The sequence below is a fragment of the Rhizobium sp. 25PS6 genome, assembly GCF_032464655.1.
Taxonomy (GTDB): Bacteria; Pseudomonadota; Alphaproteobacteria; order Rhizobiales; family Rhizobiaceae; genus Rhizobium; species Rhizobium laguerreae.
This window is the reverse complement of sequence record NZ_JAWDIV010000011.1, coordinates 1-16,125: the sequence shown is the minus strand read 5'-3', so window position 1 is coordinate 16,125 and position 16,125 is coordinate 1. Positions and strand designations below refer to the sequence as shown.

Sequence of the window (16,125 nt, the reverse complement as noted above, 5' to 3'; positions counted from 1 at the left end):
AGGACCTGCAACAGGCCTCCCGTTCAGCAAGGAAAGAGCATGGCTGAAATCGTCTTCGACCAGATCAGCAAGAGCTACGGCGATGGCTATGCGGCGATCCGCAACCTGGACATGACCATCCGCGACGGCGAATTCCTGGTTCTCGTCGGCCCCTCCGGCTGCGGCAAGTCGACGGCGTTGCGTATGATCGCCGGCCTCGAGGAGATCACCGATGGCCGCCTGACGATCAACGGCGCTATCGTCAACGACCTTGCCCCGCGCGATCGCGATATTGCCATGGTCTTCCAGTCCTACGCGCTTTACCCACATCTGACGGTGGCCGAGAATATCGGCTTCGGCCTTCGCGTCCGCGGCCTCGACAAGGCCGACATCGCCCGCAAGGTGCAGGAGACGGCAAAGCTGCTGGAGCTCGAGGACTATCTCGCCCGCAAGCCCGCCCAACTCTCCGGCGGCCAGCGCCAGCGCGTCGCCATGGGCCGGGCGCTCGCCCGCAGCCCTCAGGCCTTCCTGATGGACGAGCCGCTTTCGAACCTCGATGCTCGCCTGCGCGGCCAGATGCGCGCCGAAATCGCCCGCATGCAGAAGATGTCGGGCATTACCACGGTCTATGTCACCCACGATCAGGTCGAAGCCATGACCATGGGCGATCGCGTCGCCGTCATGAAAAGCGGCGTCCTGCAGCAGCTCGGCACGCCGCGCAGCCTCTATGATCAGCCGGCCAATCTGTTCGTCGCGAGCTTCATGGGCTCGCCGGCGATGAATCTGTTGGCGGCCGATCTCTTCGCGACGGAGAACGGCCCCGAGGCCCGCTTCGGCCAGGCCTCCATCCTTTTCTCGGGCGAGGTGCTCGCCGAGCGGCCGCGCATCGCCTCCGCCGTCGGTCGCGCCGTCGTGCTCGGCATCCGACCGGAAGCATTCCAGCCGGTCGACGCAGGCGGTCTCACTGGAACCGTTGCCTTCGTCGAGGATCTCGGCGCCAACCTGCTCGTCCACGTCGATGTCGAAGCTGCCGACCGGTTGAAGTCGCTCTCGGCCGAAGAGGACGATGTGACGCTGTCCGCCCCGCGCCTGCGCGTCATCATTGACGCTACCCGCCGCGTCAAGATCGGCGAGCGCCTGTCGCTTGCCGCCGACCCCGCCCGCGTCCACGTCTTCGATGCCGCGACCGAAGCGGCGATCGGCGCTTGAGCGCATCGTCTCTTTAGTGAATGCCTTTTGTCAGGCCCTGCACGAAATAACGGTTGAGGAAGAGCACGATCAACACGATGGGGATCGTCGAAAAATGCGCCAGTGCGCCGAGCGTGCCCCAGGTGATGTCCTTCGTGCCATAGGCTGAAAGCAGCGCCACTGAGATCGGCTTGGAATCGAGCCGGGTGAGGAACATCGGATAAAGGAAGTCGTTCCAGGAAAACATAAGGCAGAACAGCGTGGAGGCGACGACCCCTGAGCGCACCGCCGGCAGCGCCACGCGCCAGAAGGAGCCGAACAGCGTACAGCCATCCGTTAGCGCCGCCTCCTCCAGTTCCTTCGGCAGGCTGCGGAAATAGGAAAACATCATCCAGGTGACGAAGGCCGAATTCAGCATCGCGTTGATGAGCACGACGGCGACCCAGCTGCCGAGCAGCCCGACATCGCGCATCATCAGATAGAAGGGGATCAGCGCCGCCACCGCCGGCACCATGCGGATCGCCATGAAGAAATAGGCAACGGCAATGGCATAGCGGCTGGTCGAGCGTGCCAGCGCATAGCCTGCCGGCACGCCGAGAAGCAGCGACAGGATCACCGAACCGCCGGCGATCAGCAGGCTTGACGATACGAGGCTCCAGACGTCGAACAGGCGGAAGACCGTCGCGAACTGCTCGAGGGTCGGTGTAAAAGTCAGTTTTGGTGGGATCGAGAAGATGTCGCGCGAGGGCTTGTAGGCGGTCGATGCCAGCCACAGGAAGGGCAGCAGGAAAAAGCCGAGCATGACAAGGATGAAGGCGCGCTCGCCGATGCGGCTCAAGGTGCGTGTGCTCATCGCCCGTTCGCCTTTCTGTCCGCCTTGCGGATCAACAGGATGAAGCCTGCCGCGATTACGGCGATGCAAATCAGTGTCAGGTTGGAGATCGCCGAGGCGCGGCCGATATTGAAGAATTCCAGACCCTGCTTCACCGCATGCAGCATCAGCGTGTTGGTCGCGTTGCCCGGCCCGCCGCCCGTCGTCACATAAACGCTGTCGAAGATGCGGAAAGCATCGATGGTGCGCAGCGTCAGCGCCAGCAGGATCGAAGGCAACATCAGCGGAATGACGATGATTCTCAGCCGCTGCAGCGCCGTTGCCCCATCCACTTCCGATGCCTCGAGAATATCACCCGGCAGCGCTTTCAGGCCGGCAAGCAGGATTAGCGCCACCAGCGGCGTCCATTCCCATATGTCCACGAAAATAAGGGTCGCCAGAGCCGAACTCGGATTGGCAAAAAGCCCACGCGGATCGGAAAGCCCGAACTCGGCGAGGTAATAGCCGATGATCCCGTAATCGGCGAGCAGCAGCGCCCGGAAGATCAGTCCGACCACCAGCGGTGTGATCGTCACCGGTATCAGGATCAGCGCCAGGCAGATCCGGTTAAAGCGGTCATCGCGCCAGAGCGCCAGCGCAATGGCAAAGCCGAGCAGCAGTTCGACAGTCACAGCACCGACCGTGAAGATGACGGTATTGACGAAGGCCCCGCGCGTCACCGGGTCGGAGAGAAGGTCGATATAGTTGCCGAGGCCGACGAAATGCGTCCGTGCAGGCTTCAGCAAATTATATTCGTAAAGGCTGAACCAGATGCCCTGCGCCAGCGGCCAGACGCCGATGACGAGCACGTAGATGACGGCCGGCAGTGTCATCAGGATGAAGAACAGCCGCCTGCGCTCCAGATAGGAAACGCTCAAGGCCGGGGAGGGCTTCAGCGCGGAAGTGAGGGATAGGGTCACGTCATGTCCATCGGGTTCCTGGTTCGATGCGCGTCCCGGGGATCGAGCCGGGGGCACCCGATCATGAAGCCCGAGGCGCATCGGATCAATGGTCTCGAAAGGCAGGGCCGCGACATAGGCCGCGGCCCCGGGGAGAACCGTTCTTAGAAGAGTTTTGCAGCGGCTTCCTGAGCGGCATCGAGCGCCTTCTTAGGATCGGCATTGCCGACCAGCACGTCGTTGACGGCGGTGCCGAGCAGGTCCTGAATCTCTGGATATTGCGGGATGCGCGGACGATATTCGCCGTCACCATGCTCGAAGGTTTCGGCGATGACAGGCAGGAAGGGGAACTTCTTGAGCAGATCGGGATCGGTCATCTCGCTCTTGCGCAGGAAGCTGCCGGCGCCCATCATGTTGAATTCCTTGTGCACCGGCGGACTGACCAGCCACTTGATGAAGGCCCAGGCGGCTTCCTTCTGCGTGTCCTTGATGCCGGCGTTGATCGCCATGCCCCAGCCTCCGATCCCATAGACCTTCGGCAGACCGGCGCCGCGGGGCGCCGTCGTGATCGCCACCTTGTCGACGATCTTGGAAATCGAAGGATCATAATAGCCGGGCGCACCGACCGACCATGTCTGCATGGTCGCGGCAATGCCCTGGCGGAAGCTTTCCTCGCGTCCGCCCCAATCATAATTAACGGCGCCGGGAGGTGCCGCTTTCATGAAGAGGTCCTTATAGACGATCAGGCTCTTGATATTGGCTTCGGAATTCAGCGCCGGCTTGCCGTCGGAGCCGAGGATCGAACCGCCCATCTCGGTATTGTACTGCATCCAATCCTGTGCGACCGCCGGGCCCTTCTGGCCGTTGGCGACGAAGCCGTAGATCTTCTTGCTGGGGTCGGTCAGTTTGTAGGCGGCCTCGACCATTTCCTCCATCGTCGTCGGCGCCTTCAGGCCGGCGGCGTCGAAGAGATCCTTGCGATAGGCAAGAACGTTGGCATAACCGGCAAAGGGAAAGGCGACCTGCTTGTCTCCCCAGTGGCCAAGCGCATTGAGAAGCGTCGGATAGATGTCGTCGAGCTTCAGTTCGGCGGCGTCGCGCTTCATCCACTCGGTGAGATCGACGGTGTATTTGTTTTCGGCATATTGGCCCGCCCAGACGATATCCATCGTCACCAGGTCGTAGCCGCCGGTGCCGCCGACGAAATCGGTCGTGGTCTTGGTCAGCAGCGAGCCGTAATCGAGAATGTCGACCTTGACGTTGGCGCCCGTCTCCTCGGTGAACTTAGGGGCGATGGCAGCCAGAACAGCGGCGAACTGGTCATTCTGCGAGGCAAGCGTGAGCGTGATGCCCTCATATTTCTTGTCGGCGCCGATGGCGGAGCCCACAAATGCGACCGAGACGAGGCCCGCGATCGCCAATTTCCGTGTGAGACTGTTGAGCGATTTCATGTTTGCTCCCCTTTTTGATTGGCTTGAGGCACTATACATCAAACAAAATCGCACTCAAGCGCACTTGACAAAAAAGCACAAACATTAAAAATCACAAATTAGAACATATTCGCGCATAAATGTCCATATTTTGTGCGCGTTGCATAAAAAATAGCAGGAAGTTGATCATTCCCTGCGCGTCTATACTGTCCTGTCCAACGCGGCGAGCTGCACATTCATGAAGACCACACCGGATGAGCGCCTGAGAGAGTTGGAACGCCGCGCCCATGATGAAATGGCGCGCATTGAGGCGCTCTGTGCCGGCTGGCCGACGCTGGGCGATGAAGACCGCGACGACCTGCATTCCGTTGTGATCTGCGGTGCCGGCCTCTCCGGCCTGTCGATCGCCTTCGCCCTGAAGCGGCGCGGCATCAGGTCCGTTCATGTGATCGATCAGAGCGAGGAGGGCCGCGAAGGCCCCTGGATCACCTGCGCCCGCATGCAGACCCTGCGTTCGCCGAAATATCTCTCAGGTCCGGATCTCGGCATCCCGAGCTTGATGCTGCGTTCCTGGTACGAGGCCCTGAATGGCGCCGACGCCTGGGAAGCGCTCGACAAGATCGGCCGCGAGGACTGGATGGCCTATCTCATCTGGTTTCGAAGGACCGTCGGCATCGACGTCGAAAACGACACGACGCTTTCCTCGATCAATCAGGCGGAAGGCGGACTTGCTCTCACGCTGTCAAAGGGTGACGGTACCAGCCGCACAGTCACCTGCCGCCAGCTGGTGATGGCGACCGGCATCGACGGCTGCGGCGGCCCGCGCATACCTACAATGGTCAGGGCGCTGCCGAAATCCACCTGGACGCACAGCAATGAGCCGATACCGATCGATTTTCTCAAGGGCAGGGATGTCGCGATCCTTGGCGGCGGCACGTCGAGCTTCGACTGGGCGGTGGCGGCGCTCGAAACCGGCGCCCGAGAGGTGACGATGTTTGCGCGAAGCACCGATATGCCGCGCACCGAGGTTCTCGCCTGGACAAATTTCCCCGGCTTTCTCGGCCATTTCGCCGACCTGCCGGATCTGGAGCGCTGGCGGTTCGCCTACCTCTACTTCAATTTCAAGGTGCCGCCGACCCAGGAGCAATATGACCGGGCCCGCCGCCACCCCGGTTTCACCATGCAGCTCGGCTGTGGCGTCCGCGAACTCTCGATGGACGGCGGCAGGATCAGGCTGGCGACCGCAAATGGTAGCCACTATGCCGATCATCTCCTGCTCGGCACCGGTTACGAGATCAATTTCGCGCTCAGGCCCGAGCTTGCCGGCCTCGTCGACGCCGCAGCGTTTTGGAAGGACCGTTTCGAGCCGCCGCAGGGGGAGGAGAACGCCATGCTTGCCGACTATCCCTATCTAGGGCCCGGTTTCGAACTCACGCCCAGGTATGCCGAAGCCGGCTGGGTCTCGCGCATCCATATGTTCAATGCCGGCGCGCTAGCGAGCCTTGGCCCGATCAGCAATGGCGTCACCGGTCTCAAATACGGCGTGCCGCGCATCGTCAGCGCCTTGGTGAAAGCGCTGTTCATCGACGACTCCAACCGGTATCTTGAGGCATTGGCCGCCTATGACGAACCGCATTTCGATCCTGGCATAGACGAGGACGTCACGACATCAAGGGAGGTTTTGGCATGAGACAGGCTGCCGCCGTTCAATTTTCGGGATTGGAGGCCGTCCTTTTGCGGGCCCGCGAGGACAGCGTCGAATTTCCCTATCTGTTGGCCAACCACGTTCCGATGGTGCTGATCGCGCTCGATCGCCTCGGCGCCTCGCCCGAGCGGCTGGAACAATGGTACGAGCAGTATCGCGAGAGCCATGCACTTCCGCTGATGCCGCCGCCGATTGCCCTGATTATCAGGGCGCAATGGGCCGAGGCGCTCGGCGATCGTACGCGCGAGGCGGATTACCGCGCCTTCTTCATCGCCGAAACCCGCCGGCTCGGCATCGATGCCGTCATCCGCACCTATTTGCCCGCCATGGTAAACGGCCTTGCCGGCAGCGCCACACATCCGCTGATGCGCCTTGCCTATGGTGTGCTCAAGAGGGACGACCAGGAGGTTGGCACTGCGCTCGGCTATTGGGCGGCCTGCTATCTGCCGCTGCCATCCGCGACCGGTGCCGTGCCCGATACAGATGATCCGGGGAGCGTGCTTGCCGATGTCGGCAATATTGAAGGCATCCGCGATTATGAGCCAGAAACCGATCTGCTCTGGCATAATATCCGCGCCGTCGCCGCACTTCCGGGCTTCCGTCCCGTTATCGACCGCCTTGCCTTCAATGCCGATACACCGCGCCGTATGGCCGCGACCTCGCTTGCCCTCTTTGCCGGAACCATGGATTTCTCCGCACTCCATTCCGTCACCGGTATGCACTGGCTGCGCCTCGTCTCTCCGCACCTCGAAAATGCCGAGCCTTTCTACCGCGCCTTCTGGCAGGTGATCGCCTCGCTGGTGCCGAAGATCGGTTTTCCAGCACTCCCCACCGCCGGGGCGCTGGAAGAAATGCGCAGACGACAGGCGCCTGCCTGGGCGGAAATCAAACGCGCCGCGGTATCCTCGGACGACGAACACGATGTCAGCCTGGTCTTTTCTGCCCTGCAGGAGGAAGAGGTGTGGAAGGATCCGCTCTATCGCGTCGTCGCGGCGCGTCGGGTCGGGCTGATTGCATAGCGGATGACGGAAGAGTTAATGACGCCGAGCCTCGTAGTCGAAAACGCCAGGACAGAAGCCGGCGAGATCGTCTCGCTTATTCTGAACAATGACCGGATCGCCGCGATCGGCCCGAATGCGGCCGCCGGCATCGACCCCGCAGTGCCGCGTTTCGATGCTGCCGGCGGCCTGCTCTGCCTTCCCTTCGTCGATGGCCATATTCATCTCGACAAGACGTTGATCGGCCTGCCCTTCATCCCGCATATCCCGGGCGATACGGTCGCCAAGCGCATCGAGGCGGAAAAATCCCTGCGGCGCACCGTGGCGCTGCCGGTCGAAGCCCGCGGCGGCGCCCTGCTGGAGAAGCTCGCAGCCTACGGCACACTTTCCGTTCGCAGCCACGTCGACATCGATACCGAAGTCGGCCTGAAAGGCCTCGAGGCCGTGCTCTCGCTGAAGCAGAGCCATGGTCATCTCGTCGATATCCAGACCGTTGCCTTCCCGCAATCCGGCGTGCTGCGCAATCCCGGCACGGCCGGGCTGCTCGATGCTGCCATCGCCGCCGGCGCCGATCTCGTCGGCGGCCTCGATCCCGCCGGCATCGACAACAATGTGACCGGCCATCTCGATGCGATCTTTTCCGTCGCCGGCAAATACGGCGTCGGGCTCGATATCCATCTGCATGATGGCGGTGCACTCGGCGCCTTCGAACTTCGCCAGATCGCCGATCGCACGGCAGCACTCGGCCTCGAAGGCAAGGTGGTCGTCAGTCACGCTTTCTGCCTCGGCGAGTTGGACGATGCCGAATTCGGCCGCACTGCCGCCGCACTCGCCAGATCGGGCGTGGCGATCATGACCAGCGCGCCAGGAGCCGTGCCGATGCCACCGGTCAAGCGGCTTGCCGCCGCCGGCGTCCGGCTCTTCTGCGCCAACGACAATATCCGCGACGCCTGGTCGCCGTTCGGCAATGGCGACATGCTGGAGCGTGTCGGCATCCTCTGCGATCGCCAGGATTTCCGTTCGGATGAGGATCTGGCAGCAGCCTTCCGCCTGGCGACGCTGGCGCCGGCCGAAATCCTCGGCCATCCCGTCGAGGCGCTTCAGGCCGGTTCGCGTGCCGATTTTGTCATCCTGCCTGCCGCGTCGCTGGCAGAGGCCGTCGCTACCCGTCCTCTCGATCGTACCGTCTTTCGCGGCGGCGCCATCATCGCCCGCGGGGGCCGGCTCGTCGTCTGATTTTTACATCAATGTATGGCGCATGGGAGCACCGCAGATGAAGGGCCGACTTTGGATCCAATCGCCGCTCGCCATCATGGCTGAGGGCGCCGAGGGCGGCATCGTCATCGAGAATGGTCGCATCGTCGAGCTGGTTGCGGCCGGACGGCAGCCTGCGACCCCCGTCGATGCACACTTCGACGCCGGCCGGCATGTCGTCATCCCCGGTCTCATCAACACCCATCACCATATGTTCCAGACGCTGACGCGTGCCCATCCGGCTGCGATCAACAAATCGCTCTGGCCATGGATCCGCGCGCTCTATCCGATCTGGGCAAAGCATATGACGCCCGAAGCCTTCCGTCTTGCCGTCCGTCTCGCGCTGACCGAGCTCCTCCTCTCCGGCTGCGCCACCACCTCCGACCACCACTATCTCTATGCCGCCGGCCTCGAAGACGCGATGGATGTCGAGGCCGAGGAGGCGGCTCGCCTCGGCATGCGCATCACGCTGACGCGAGGCAGTCTCAATATCAAGGACCAGCAAGGCGTGATTTCTCCCACCAATGTCGTGCAGGATGACGACGTGATCCTCGCCGACAGCGAGCGGGTGCTCCGGCGCTATCACGACCGATCCGAAGGGGCGATGACGCAGGTTGCGCTTGCGCCCTGCGCGCCATTCGACGTTACGCTGGAACTGATGCGCGAAACGGCGGCGCTGGCGGAACGCTACGATTGCCGTCTTCACACCCATCTGGTCGAGACCAGGGCGGAAGCAGAATTCTGCCGCAGCAAATTCGCCTGCACGCCGGTAGAATATCTCGACCGCTGCAACTGGCTGAGTGCCCGCACTTGGCTCGCCCACGGCATTCATTTCGACGATGCCGAGATCGTCGAACTCGGCCGGCACGGCGTCGGCATCTGCCATTGCCCGACCTCCAACATGGTGCTTGCATCAGGCATGTGCCGCACCTGCGAGCTGGAAGCCGCAGGAGTGCCAGTCGGCCTCGGCGTCGACGGCTCGGCTTCCAACGACAATTCCAACCTGATGGAAAGCGTGCGCCATGCCCTGATGCTGAACCGCCTGACCTATGGCGCCGAAGCCGTTACCCATCTCGACGCGCTGCGTTGGGGAACCGCTGGCTCGGCAAGGCTGCTCGGCCGCAACGACGTCGGGATCATCGCGCCGGGCCGTGAGGCGGATCTGGCCTTCTACAAGCTCGACGAATTGCGTTTCTCCGGTGCCGGCGATCCGCTGGCAGCCCTCGTGCTCTGCGGCGCCACTACGGCTGATCGCGTCATGATCGCAGGCAAATGGCGCGTCACCGACGGCATGCCGGAGGGTGTCGACATCGAGGCGCTGATTGCCGATCACAACCGCGTCGCCCGCAATTTTCTTCTGTCGGTCTGAGGAGGCCCCATGGCGATCGATTTCGTCATCCGCAATGCCCGTATGGCCGGCTTGACCGAGCCGACCGACATCGCATTCGAGGCAGGCCGCGTCGCGGCAATCGCACCTCGCTTCGTCTGCGACGCGCCGCACCATGATGCCGGAGGGAAATTCGCCTGCGCCGGCCTGATCGAGACCCATATCCACCTCGACAAGGCCGGCATCATCAGCCGCTGCAATCTCTGCACCGGGACACTCGCGGAGGCCGTCAGCGAGACCTCGAGGGCCAAGGCGGCCTTCACCGAGGAAGATGTCTATGCCCGCGCTGCCGCGGTCATCGAAAAGGCGATCGTCAACGGCACGACCCGCCTGCGCACCTTCGTCGAGATCGACCCGCGCGCCGGCTTCCGCTCCTTTGAGGCGATCCGAAAATTGAAGGCCGACCATACCAGCCTCATCGACATCGAAATCTGCGCATTCGCGCAGGAAGGTCTGACGAATGAGCCCGGCACTGAGGAGATGCTCGAACAGGCGATGAAAATGGGTGCCGATCTGGTGGGCGGCTGCCCCTACACCGATCCGAAGCCCGTCGAACACATCCGCCGCATCTTCGACCTCGCCATGCGCCACGACGTCGCTGTGGATTTCCACCTCGATTTCGACCTCGACCCCGCAGGCTCCAATCTCCCTGTCGTCATCGCCGAGACCGTCGCGCGCCGGTACCAAGGGCGCGTCTCGGTCGGCCATGTCACCAAGCTCTCTGCTCTGCCGCCGGAAGAGCTTGAGCCGATCGGCCGCCGTCTTGCCGAGGCCGGCATCGCATTGACGGTCCTGCCGGCTACCGATCTCTTCCTGACCGGCCGTGATTGGACCCATCTCGTCCCGCGCGGCGTGACACCCGCTCACCGGTTGGCAGGGCTCGGCGTCGTCACGACCATCTCCACCAACAATGTCCTGAATCCGTTCACGCCCTTCGGCGACGTCAACCTGATGCGCATGGCCAATCTCTACGCCAACGTCGCCCAGATCGGCACCGCCGATGGCTTCGACGGCGTCTTCGCCATGATCACGACGCAGGCTGCCACCCTCCTGGGAAAAAAGGATTACGGCATTGCGATCGGCAGCGCGGCAGATATCGTCCTCTTCGACGCCCGCTCGGCTGCCGATGCCGTCGCGACAATCGCGCCGGCGAGCGCCGGGTGGAAAAATGGTCGCCGGAGCTTCCTTCGCCCGCGGCCACGGCTTTTCCTGGACCCAGGCTAGGCACCAACCTTAGAAGCTTCGAAACCCACTAATGAACAGCACCCACAGCAATTTCTCTTCCCCTATCCTCCCAACCATCAGAAGACTTTCTCATGACCAATCCTATCAGCGTCTATTCGATGCGCGGAACGTGTTTTTTTGATCTGGCTCCTGCTGCGGGCGGCGAGCCCTATCGCATATTCCTTTCCATTCCGGCGGAGAAACCGCCGGCGGGTGGATGGCCGCTTCTCGTCATGACCGACGGTAACGCCACTTTCCCCTTCGCGGTCGCCAGCTTGGTCACGCAGGCACCTTACCCCACCGGAACGAATGTCGCTTGGGGGGTGATCGCCGCGATCGGCTACCCCTCCGACGAGCCCTATGATCCGCTCCGCCGGTCTTGGGACCTGGGGCCTCCGCCGGTCAAATCCTATCCGCCGTTCGTTGAGGGCGGTCCGCCGGTTGTCATCGGAGGGACCGGCAAACTGCTGGATTTCATCGAGAACGAGCTTATCCCGCGGATTGCGGAGATGGTGATCTTGGATCCGATGCGCCGATCGCTTTTCGGACATTCCTTCGGCGGCCTCTTTACTCTCTATGCCCTGTTCGAGCGCCCCGGTCTGTTTGCCAATTGGATTGCGGCCAGCCCAACCATCTATTGGGAGAACAGCGAAATCCTCAAGAACGAGGCGCAACGGCAAGACGCGCCGGGGAATGCACCTTTCCTGCATTTGTCCGCCGGAGAATACGAAGGCGATGAGCTGGCACCCTTCCAGTACCGGAACGAGGATGCCACTGCACGTCTGGAGAAGAGGAAGATGGAGCGGACCGTCCTCCTGGCGCGGGAAATGGCGGAGCGATTAAACGGCACTGCCGACGGATTGCACTCCGAATTCGAGCTTTATGCCGGTGAGACCCACATGTCCGTTCTTGCGGCGGCCGTGAATCGCGCGGTTAGCATCGCGTTCGCCGTCCAGGGTTTGGCCGACGGGTGACACTTTCCGCAAGCCCACATCGGGCGTTCAGGATTGCATCGTCTTTCGTATTGCCGGCGTCATGGGCGAACCCTCAGCTGACACCGCGCTTGCGCATCATCAGCATCAAGAACGGCGCTCCGATGAGTGCGGAGACAAGGCCGGCCGGGATCTGGTAGGGCGATACGATCGTGCGGCCGACGAAATCAGCCGCGACCATAAGTCCCCCTCCGATCAGCGCGGCACCAACCATTTGCGGCAGCGCGCGTGCCAATCCCGCCTCCCGCGCAAGGTGAGGTCCCATGAGGCCGATGAATGACAATGGGCCAACCGTGAGCGTCGCGGCAGCCGTCAACAATCCTGCGAGGCCAAAAAGCGCAAATCGCGATTTCGCCAATGGTATGCCGACCGCCGCCGAAGGAGAAGGCCCAAGCGGAAGTATGTCGAGCCAGCGGCGGACGGCGAGCGAGACGGCGATTAGCACGACAGCGAGCGCCACCTCCGTTGCGGCGGTCGATCCCTCGATAAGATAGGTGGACCCGCTCATCCACCGCATCAGCAAAACTGCTCTCGGATCTCCCGTCGAGTTCAACACCCCGACGACGGCATCGACCATCGCGCTTAAGGCAATGCCCGCCAGCAGGACTCGTTCAGGCGCGAACGTCGATCGACGGGAGCTGACGAAGATGACAAAAAGAACGCTGATCGCACCGGCCACGGCAAATGCAAATTGCCCGGAAAATCCTGGAGCGACGGCAAACAGGGCAATTGCAACACCGAAGGTTGCACCGGCACTGATTCCCAGAACTTCGGGACTTGCCATTTCGTTTCCGGTCAGCCGCTGAAGGATCGAGCCCGCGACCGCAAGCATGGCGCCCGATGTCAGGGCGGCGAGGATCTTAGGTATCCTGATCGCAAGAACATCGACCGAAAATTCGCCTGATGTAAAAGCCCAGCCGCCATTGACGTCGCGTCCGAGAAAGGCGCTGACCATCAACAGGACGAGCAGGCCGGCGGCCGCGATGATGACCGGTGCGCTTCCATCCCATCGACGTGGCCGTCTGAACGCCGGCGATTGCTGTAGTCTATGACGGATCTTCAGCCGCGGCAGGAGCGCGAGAAGCAACGGCGAACCGAAGATGGCTGTCACCGCCCCCGTCGGCAAGAAATCGCCAAGTCCGCCGGCGACGAGTTGCAGGATGGAGTCGGCGAAGAGCAGCAGCCCGGCGCCGATCAGCGGAGACCAGAGGATGAGCTGCGCGGGACGCCGTGCTCCGGACAATCGCGCAATCGTCGGCGCGACCAGCCCAATGAAACCAATCACCCCAACGGCGCTCGTGACAAATGCAGCAAGCGCGACGGCAAGGGCGACGACAACGAAACGCAGCCGGACCAATCTGACGCCGAGTGCCGTGGAGCTGCTCTCGCCAAGATCGAGCAGCGAAAGCGGTCTCATCACGAAAGCGCAGCCGATGGCAACGACAGCCAACTTCCAAAGAAGCGACAGGGGAATGACCCAGCTTTGCTGCGCTAGCGAGCCGGCGCCCCAGATGAACAGGCTCGAGAGGTAGCGCTGGTTCAAATAGGTCAGGATGGCAGCGAGGCCGCCGCACCAAAGACTGAGAACCAGCCCCGACAGAACAAGCGAATAAGGCGAAAAACCGCGGCGCGCGCCTAGGCTGACGACGATCACAGCAGCGGTCGCACTGCCGATCAGAGCGACAAGATCGCGGCCGGCGCCAAGCAAGTCGGGGAGAAACAGCGATGTTACCACCAGCGCCAGGTTTGCTCCGGCCGACACGCCAAGGGTGGTAGGATCGGCGAGCGGATTTCGCAAAACTTGCTGAAACAGCGCCCCGGACAAGGCAAGAGCGGCTCCGGCAATCAGCGCCGTCGCAAGACGGGGAAGCGTCGAATAGGTGAACACCATTCGCGTGACATCGTAATCCGGTCGAGCCATCTCCGACAGCGCAGGAGCGGCAAGAAACCACGATGCCAGGCCTCCACCGCACATCAGGAGGAGGAAGACAATTGCTGGCCCGATATTGTCGCGGCGGGAAACCATCAAGCTTCCTTCTCCAGAAGATCTGTCAAAAGGCCTGCGAAACGCATGGCCTCGTTCACCATCCCGAACATCAGGGCTGGCGGCAGAATCGACAGATGGCCTGGGCGCGCAAACGAAAGCCTGTTCCACAGCGGGCTCTGAGCGAGTTTCGGAAGAACGTCCGGAGGAATCGGGTCAAAGGCGATCAGACGCGCATCCGGATCGGTGACCTTGGAGAGATCTTCAATCCCGATCGTTTCAAAGCCCCAGTAATTCGACTCTCTGGTCCAGGCGTTCCGGACACCGATGCGCTCGAGCACATTGTGGAACAGTCCCGGACTCGAGTAGATGCGGGCATGGCGGGCATCCATGAAATTCACCAGGGCGACTGGCGGAAGGTTCTTGCCCACCAGGCGACTGCGGCATTGCGCAAAGAAGACGTCGGCTCGCGCCAGGAACTGCTCTGCTTCATTCTCACGGCCAAGCTCAACGGCCAATTTACGCGTCGCCGCGATGGCCGCGGTAAGAATAGGTCCGATGCCCGGCGTAAAGATTTCCAGCCGAACGACTTTCGCCACCGACTGAAGCTTGGGCAACAGCTCATCCAGGTAGGGTGTGGTTAAGATAATGTCGGGCTTCAGCGTGACGAGAATCTCAAAATTGACCTCGAACGAACTGCCGATATCGACGACGGATTTTGGCATCGGCGGCTCGACAACCCATCTGTCCCAATCGGCGAGGTCCGAAATCCCGACCGGAGGCAATCCGAGGGATAAAAGAGTGGACGCAAGGCCGTAGTCGAGGCTGACGATCCTTGGGCCCATCGACTGTGCAAACAGCGGAGCTGGAATGAGCGAGGCCGCCGCGAACTGCAAAAAGGTGCGCCGCGAAACCCCCATTGATCGGCCGGCCTCAGCAAACATAGGCGAGCGGATAGGGCAGGTTGGGCGCGGAGATCACATCCATGTCGATCCCATAGATCTCTTGCAGCGTGTTCGGCGCGAGGATCGCGCTCGGCGTTCCGCTGGCAACCACGCGACCGCGTTTCAATGCATGGATCCGATCGCAGAAGCGAGCGGCCATGTTGATGTCGTGGAGAACGATAACGACACTCCTTCCACCTTCATGCGCCAAGCGTCGCACAAGTGAGAGCACCTCGACCTGATGAGCAACGTCGAGTGCCGCAGTCGGTTCGTCGAGCAACAGGCAGCGAGCATCCTGAGCGATCAGCATCGCAATCCAGGCACGTTGCCGCTCACCGCCCGATAGTGTTCCCATGATACGGTCGGCGAATGTCTCTATATGCGTGGCTCGAAGGGCTTCCTCGACGTTCTCTTCGTCGTTCTTGGTGAACCGGCCGAGCGCTCCGTGCCACGGATAACGACCGCATCCCACAAGCTCGCGGACCGTCATTTCCGATCCGGTGGTGACCTCCTGGGGCAGATATGCGACCGAACGCGCAAAGGCGCGTTCGCTATACATCCTCAGATCCTGGTTTCCGTAAGAGATCGATCCAGTGCTCGGCACAAGCTGGCGAGCCAGCATTTTGAGAAGGCTGGATTTGCCGGACCCGTTGTGGCCGACCAGCGCGACAACTTCTCCTGCCGGAAATTTGAGACTGACGCCGCAGAGAATTTCGTTCCGCTCTATCAAAAGACCTATATTTTCGGCGACAAAAGTTTCAGCCGTTCGAGGCGGATCTTGCATCGGGAGTATAGCCACGTGACATCCTTTAACCGGGTGATAGGTCGGTACTAAAGATGAGAGCGGCAATCAACTATTTTCGTTAACCCTCCGCCTAGCTCCTCGTCATCCTCGTGCAGGCGGCCGGTCTTTCGGCCAGTAACGCCGGCTTCTGTGCCTCCTGCGTTATAGCGGCTGAGGGAACCAAGAAAGTCTTGAATCCTCTCATGCGTGTATCTTTCTGAAGAAATGTTTGAGATCGTTATTTAGCAGTAGTTCGCGGATTTCTTGCGACGAGACGGTCGAAGGTTAAGCAATCAAAGATTGTGTATGTGGCGGCAGGGTTGGAATGTCCGTTTGTGTGCAAAGTAGAAGTGTCATTTTGGGTGTGTCTTCAGCCATTTAGAAATGCGACACTCGGCATGTCCACTTGCGCTGAGGCAAGCCCCCGACCGGACCGGCTGGGCCGGGTTGCAAGGGAAGGGAGGGGGCGGATGAGACGCACCCATT

General features: G+C 61.6%; 13 protein-coding genes. 7 read left to right on the top strand and 6 right to left on the bottom strand.

Features of this window, described 5'->3' with window-relative positions:
* Positions 1-39: 39 nt before the first annotated feature.
* Positions 40-1,188: an ABC transporter ATP-binding protein gene (locus RWK44_RS16975; protein WP_316029135.1), complete on the top strand. Its 1,149-nt coding sequence runs from the start codon at positions 40-42 to the stop codon at positions 1,186-1,188.
* A 13-nt stretch (positions 1,189-1,201) separates the two neighbouring features.
* Here RWK44_RS16975 and RWK44_RS16970 read toward each other — a convergent pair whose 3' ends face one another.
* The 3 genes from RWK44_RS16970 to RWK44_RS16960 form a co-directional block, all read right to left on the bottom strand.
* The gene (locus tag RWK44_RS16970; protein ID WP_027667202.1) at positions 1,202-2,020 is read right to left on the bottom strand and encodes a carbohydrate ABC transporter permease; all 819 of its coding nucleotides are present in this window, start codon (positions 2,018-2,020) and stop codon (positions 1,202-1,204) included.
* Positions 2,017-2,958, bottom strand: a complete 942-nt coding sequence (locus RWK44_RS16965) for a carbohydrate ABC transporter permease (protein ID WP_316029134.1) — start codon at positions 2,956-2,958, stop codon at positions 2,017-2,019. Before RWK44_RS16965 ends, RWK44_RS16970 begins: the two co-directional genes overlap by 4 nt.
* A gap of 143 nt (positions 2,959-3,101) precedes the next feature.
* A complete protein-coding gene (locus RWK44_RS16960; RefSeq protein ID WP_018483864.1) occupies positions 3,102-4,388 on the bottom strand; it encodes an ABC transporter substrate-binding protein in 1,287 nt (428 codons plus the stop codon).
* 217 nt (positions 4,389-4,605) lie between these two features.
* Between RWK44_RS16960 and RWK44_RS16955 the strand changes: the two genes are divergently transcribed.
* The 6 genes from RWK44_RS16955 (at position 4,606) to RWK44_RS16930 (ending at position 11,909) form a co-directional block, all read left to right on the top strand.
* The gene (locus RWK44_RS16955; RefSeq protein ID WP_316029133.1) at positions 4,606-6,057 is read left to right on the top strand and encodes an NAD(P)/FAD-dependent oxidoreductase; all 1,452 of its coding nucleotides are present in this window, start codon (positions 4,606-4,608) and stop codon (positions 6,055-6,057) included.
* Positions 6,054-7,091, top strand: coding sequence for a questin oxidase family protein (locus tag RWK44_RS16950; RefSeq protein ID WP_316029132.1), 1,038 nt, complete (start codon positions 6,054-6,056; stop codon positions 7,089-7,091). The genes RWK44_RS16955 and RWK44_RS16950 overlap by 4 nt, the downstream gene beginning before the upstream one ends.
* A gap of 18 nt (positions 7,092-7,109) precedes the next feature.
* A complete protein-coding gene (locus tag RWK44_RS16945; protein WP_131665756.1) occupies positions 7,110-8,306 on the top strand; it encodes an amidohydrolase in 1,197 nt (398 codons plus the stop codon).
* Positions 8,307-8,343: 37 nt separating this feature from the next.
* Complete coding sequence (locus RWK44_RS16940) at positions 8,344-9,693, top strand: 8-oxoguanine deaminase (protein ID WP_316029131.1); 1,350 nt, start codon at positions 8,344-8,346, stop codon at positions 9,691-9,693.
* A gap of 9 nt (positions 9,694-9,702) precedes the next feature.
* Positions 9,703-10,935, top strand: a complete 1,233-nt coding sequence (locus RWK44_RS16935) for an amidohydrolase family protein (protein WP_316029130.1) — start codon at positions 9,703-9,705, stop codon at positions 10,933-10,935.
* A 92-nt stretch (positions 10,936-11,027) separates the two neighbouring features.
* Positions 11,028-11,909 carry an alpha/beta hydrolase gene (locus RWK44_RS16930; protein WP_131665759.1) on the top strand — a complete coding sequence of 294 codons (882 nt, stop codon included), beginning with the start codon at positions 11,028-11,030 and terminating at the stop codon, positions 11,907-11,909.
* A 73-nt stretch (positions 11,910-11,982) separates the two neighbouring features.
* Here RWK44_RS16930 and fhuB read toward each other — a convergent pair whose 3' ends face one another.
* Genes fhuB through RWK44_RS16915 form a run of 3 tightly spaced genes read right to left on the bottom strand, consistent with a single transcriptional unit; the run spans position 11,983 to position 15,639 of the window.
* A complete protein-coding gene (gene fhuB / locus RWK44_RS16925; RefSeq protein WP_316029205.1) occupies positions 11,983-13,953 on the bottom strand; it encodes a Fe(3+)-hydroxamate ABC transporter permease FhuB in 1,971 nt (656 codons plus the stop codon).
* Positions 13,953-14,831: an iron-siderophore ABC transporter substrate-binding protein gene (locus RWK44_RS16920; protein ID WP_222011515.1), complete on the bottom strand. Its 879-nt coding sequence runs from the start codon at positions 14,829-14,831 to the stop codon at positions 13,953-13,955. The genes fhuB and RWK44_RS16920 overlap by 1 nt, the downstream gene beginning before the upstream one ends.
* A 13-nt stretch (positions 14,832-14,844) precedes the next feature.
* Complete coding sequence (locus tag RWK44_RS16915) at positions 14,845-15,639, bottom strand: ABC transporter ATP-binding protein (RefSeq protein ID WP_168282581.1); 795 nt, start codon at positions 15,637-15,639, stop codon at positions 14,845-14,847.
* Positions 15,640-16,125 lie beyond the last annotated feature (486 nt).

Excerpts from the sequence above, each read along its gene's own strand:
- fhuB (WP_316029205.1), bottom strand. The coding sequence starts at position 13,953 with ATGGTTTCCCGCCGCGACAATATCGGGCCAGCAATTGTCTTCCTCCTC.
- RWK44_RS16970 (WP_027667202.1), bottom strand. The coding sequence starts at position 2,020 with ATGAGCACACGCACCTTGAGCCGCATCGGCGAGCGCGCCTTCATCCTT.
- RWK44_RS16930 (WP_131665759.1), top strand. The coding sequence starts at position 11,028 with ATGACCAATCCTATCAGCGTCTATTCGATGCGCGGAACGTGTTTTTTT.
- RWK44_RS16950 (WP_316029132.1), top strand. The coding sequence starts at position 6,054 with ATGAGACAGGCTGCCGCCGTTCAATTTTCGGGATTGGAGGCCGTCCTT.
- RWK44_RS16955 (WP_316029133.1), top strand. The coding sequence starts at position 4,606 with ATGAAGACCACACCGGATGAGCGCCTGAGAGAGTTGGAACGCCGCGCC.
- RWK44_RS16945 (WP_131665756.1), top strand. The coding sequence starts at position 7,110 with ATGACGCCGAGCCTCGTAGTCGAAAACGCCAGGACAGAAGCCGGCGAG.
- RWK44_RS16940 (WP_316029131.1), top strand. The coding sequence starts at position 8,344 with ATGAAGGGCCGACTTTGGATCCAATCGCCGCTCGCCATCATGGCTGAG.
- RWK44_RS16920 (WP_222011515.1), bottom strand. The coding sequence starts at position 14,831 with ATGGGGGTTTCGCGGCGCACCTTTTTGCAGTTCGCGGCGGCCTCGCTC.
- RWK44_RS16975 (WP_316029135.1), top strand. The coding sequence starts at position 40 with ATGGCTGAAATCGTCTTCGACCAGATCAGCAAGAGCTACGGCGATGGC.
- RWK44_RS16935 (WP_316029130.1), top strand. The coding sequence starts at position 9,703 with ATGGCGATCGATTTCGTCATCCGCAATGCCCGTATGGCCGGCTTGACC.
- RWK44_RS16915 (WP_168282581.1), bottom strand. The coding sequence starts at position 15,639 with ATGCAAGATCCGCCTCGAACGGCTGAAACTTTTGTCGCCGAAAATATA.
- RWK44_RS16960 (WP_018483864.1), bottom strand. The coding sequence starts at position 4,388 with ATGAAATCGCTCAACAGTCTCACACGGAAATTGGCGATCGCGGGCCTC.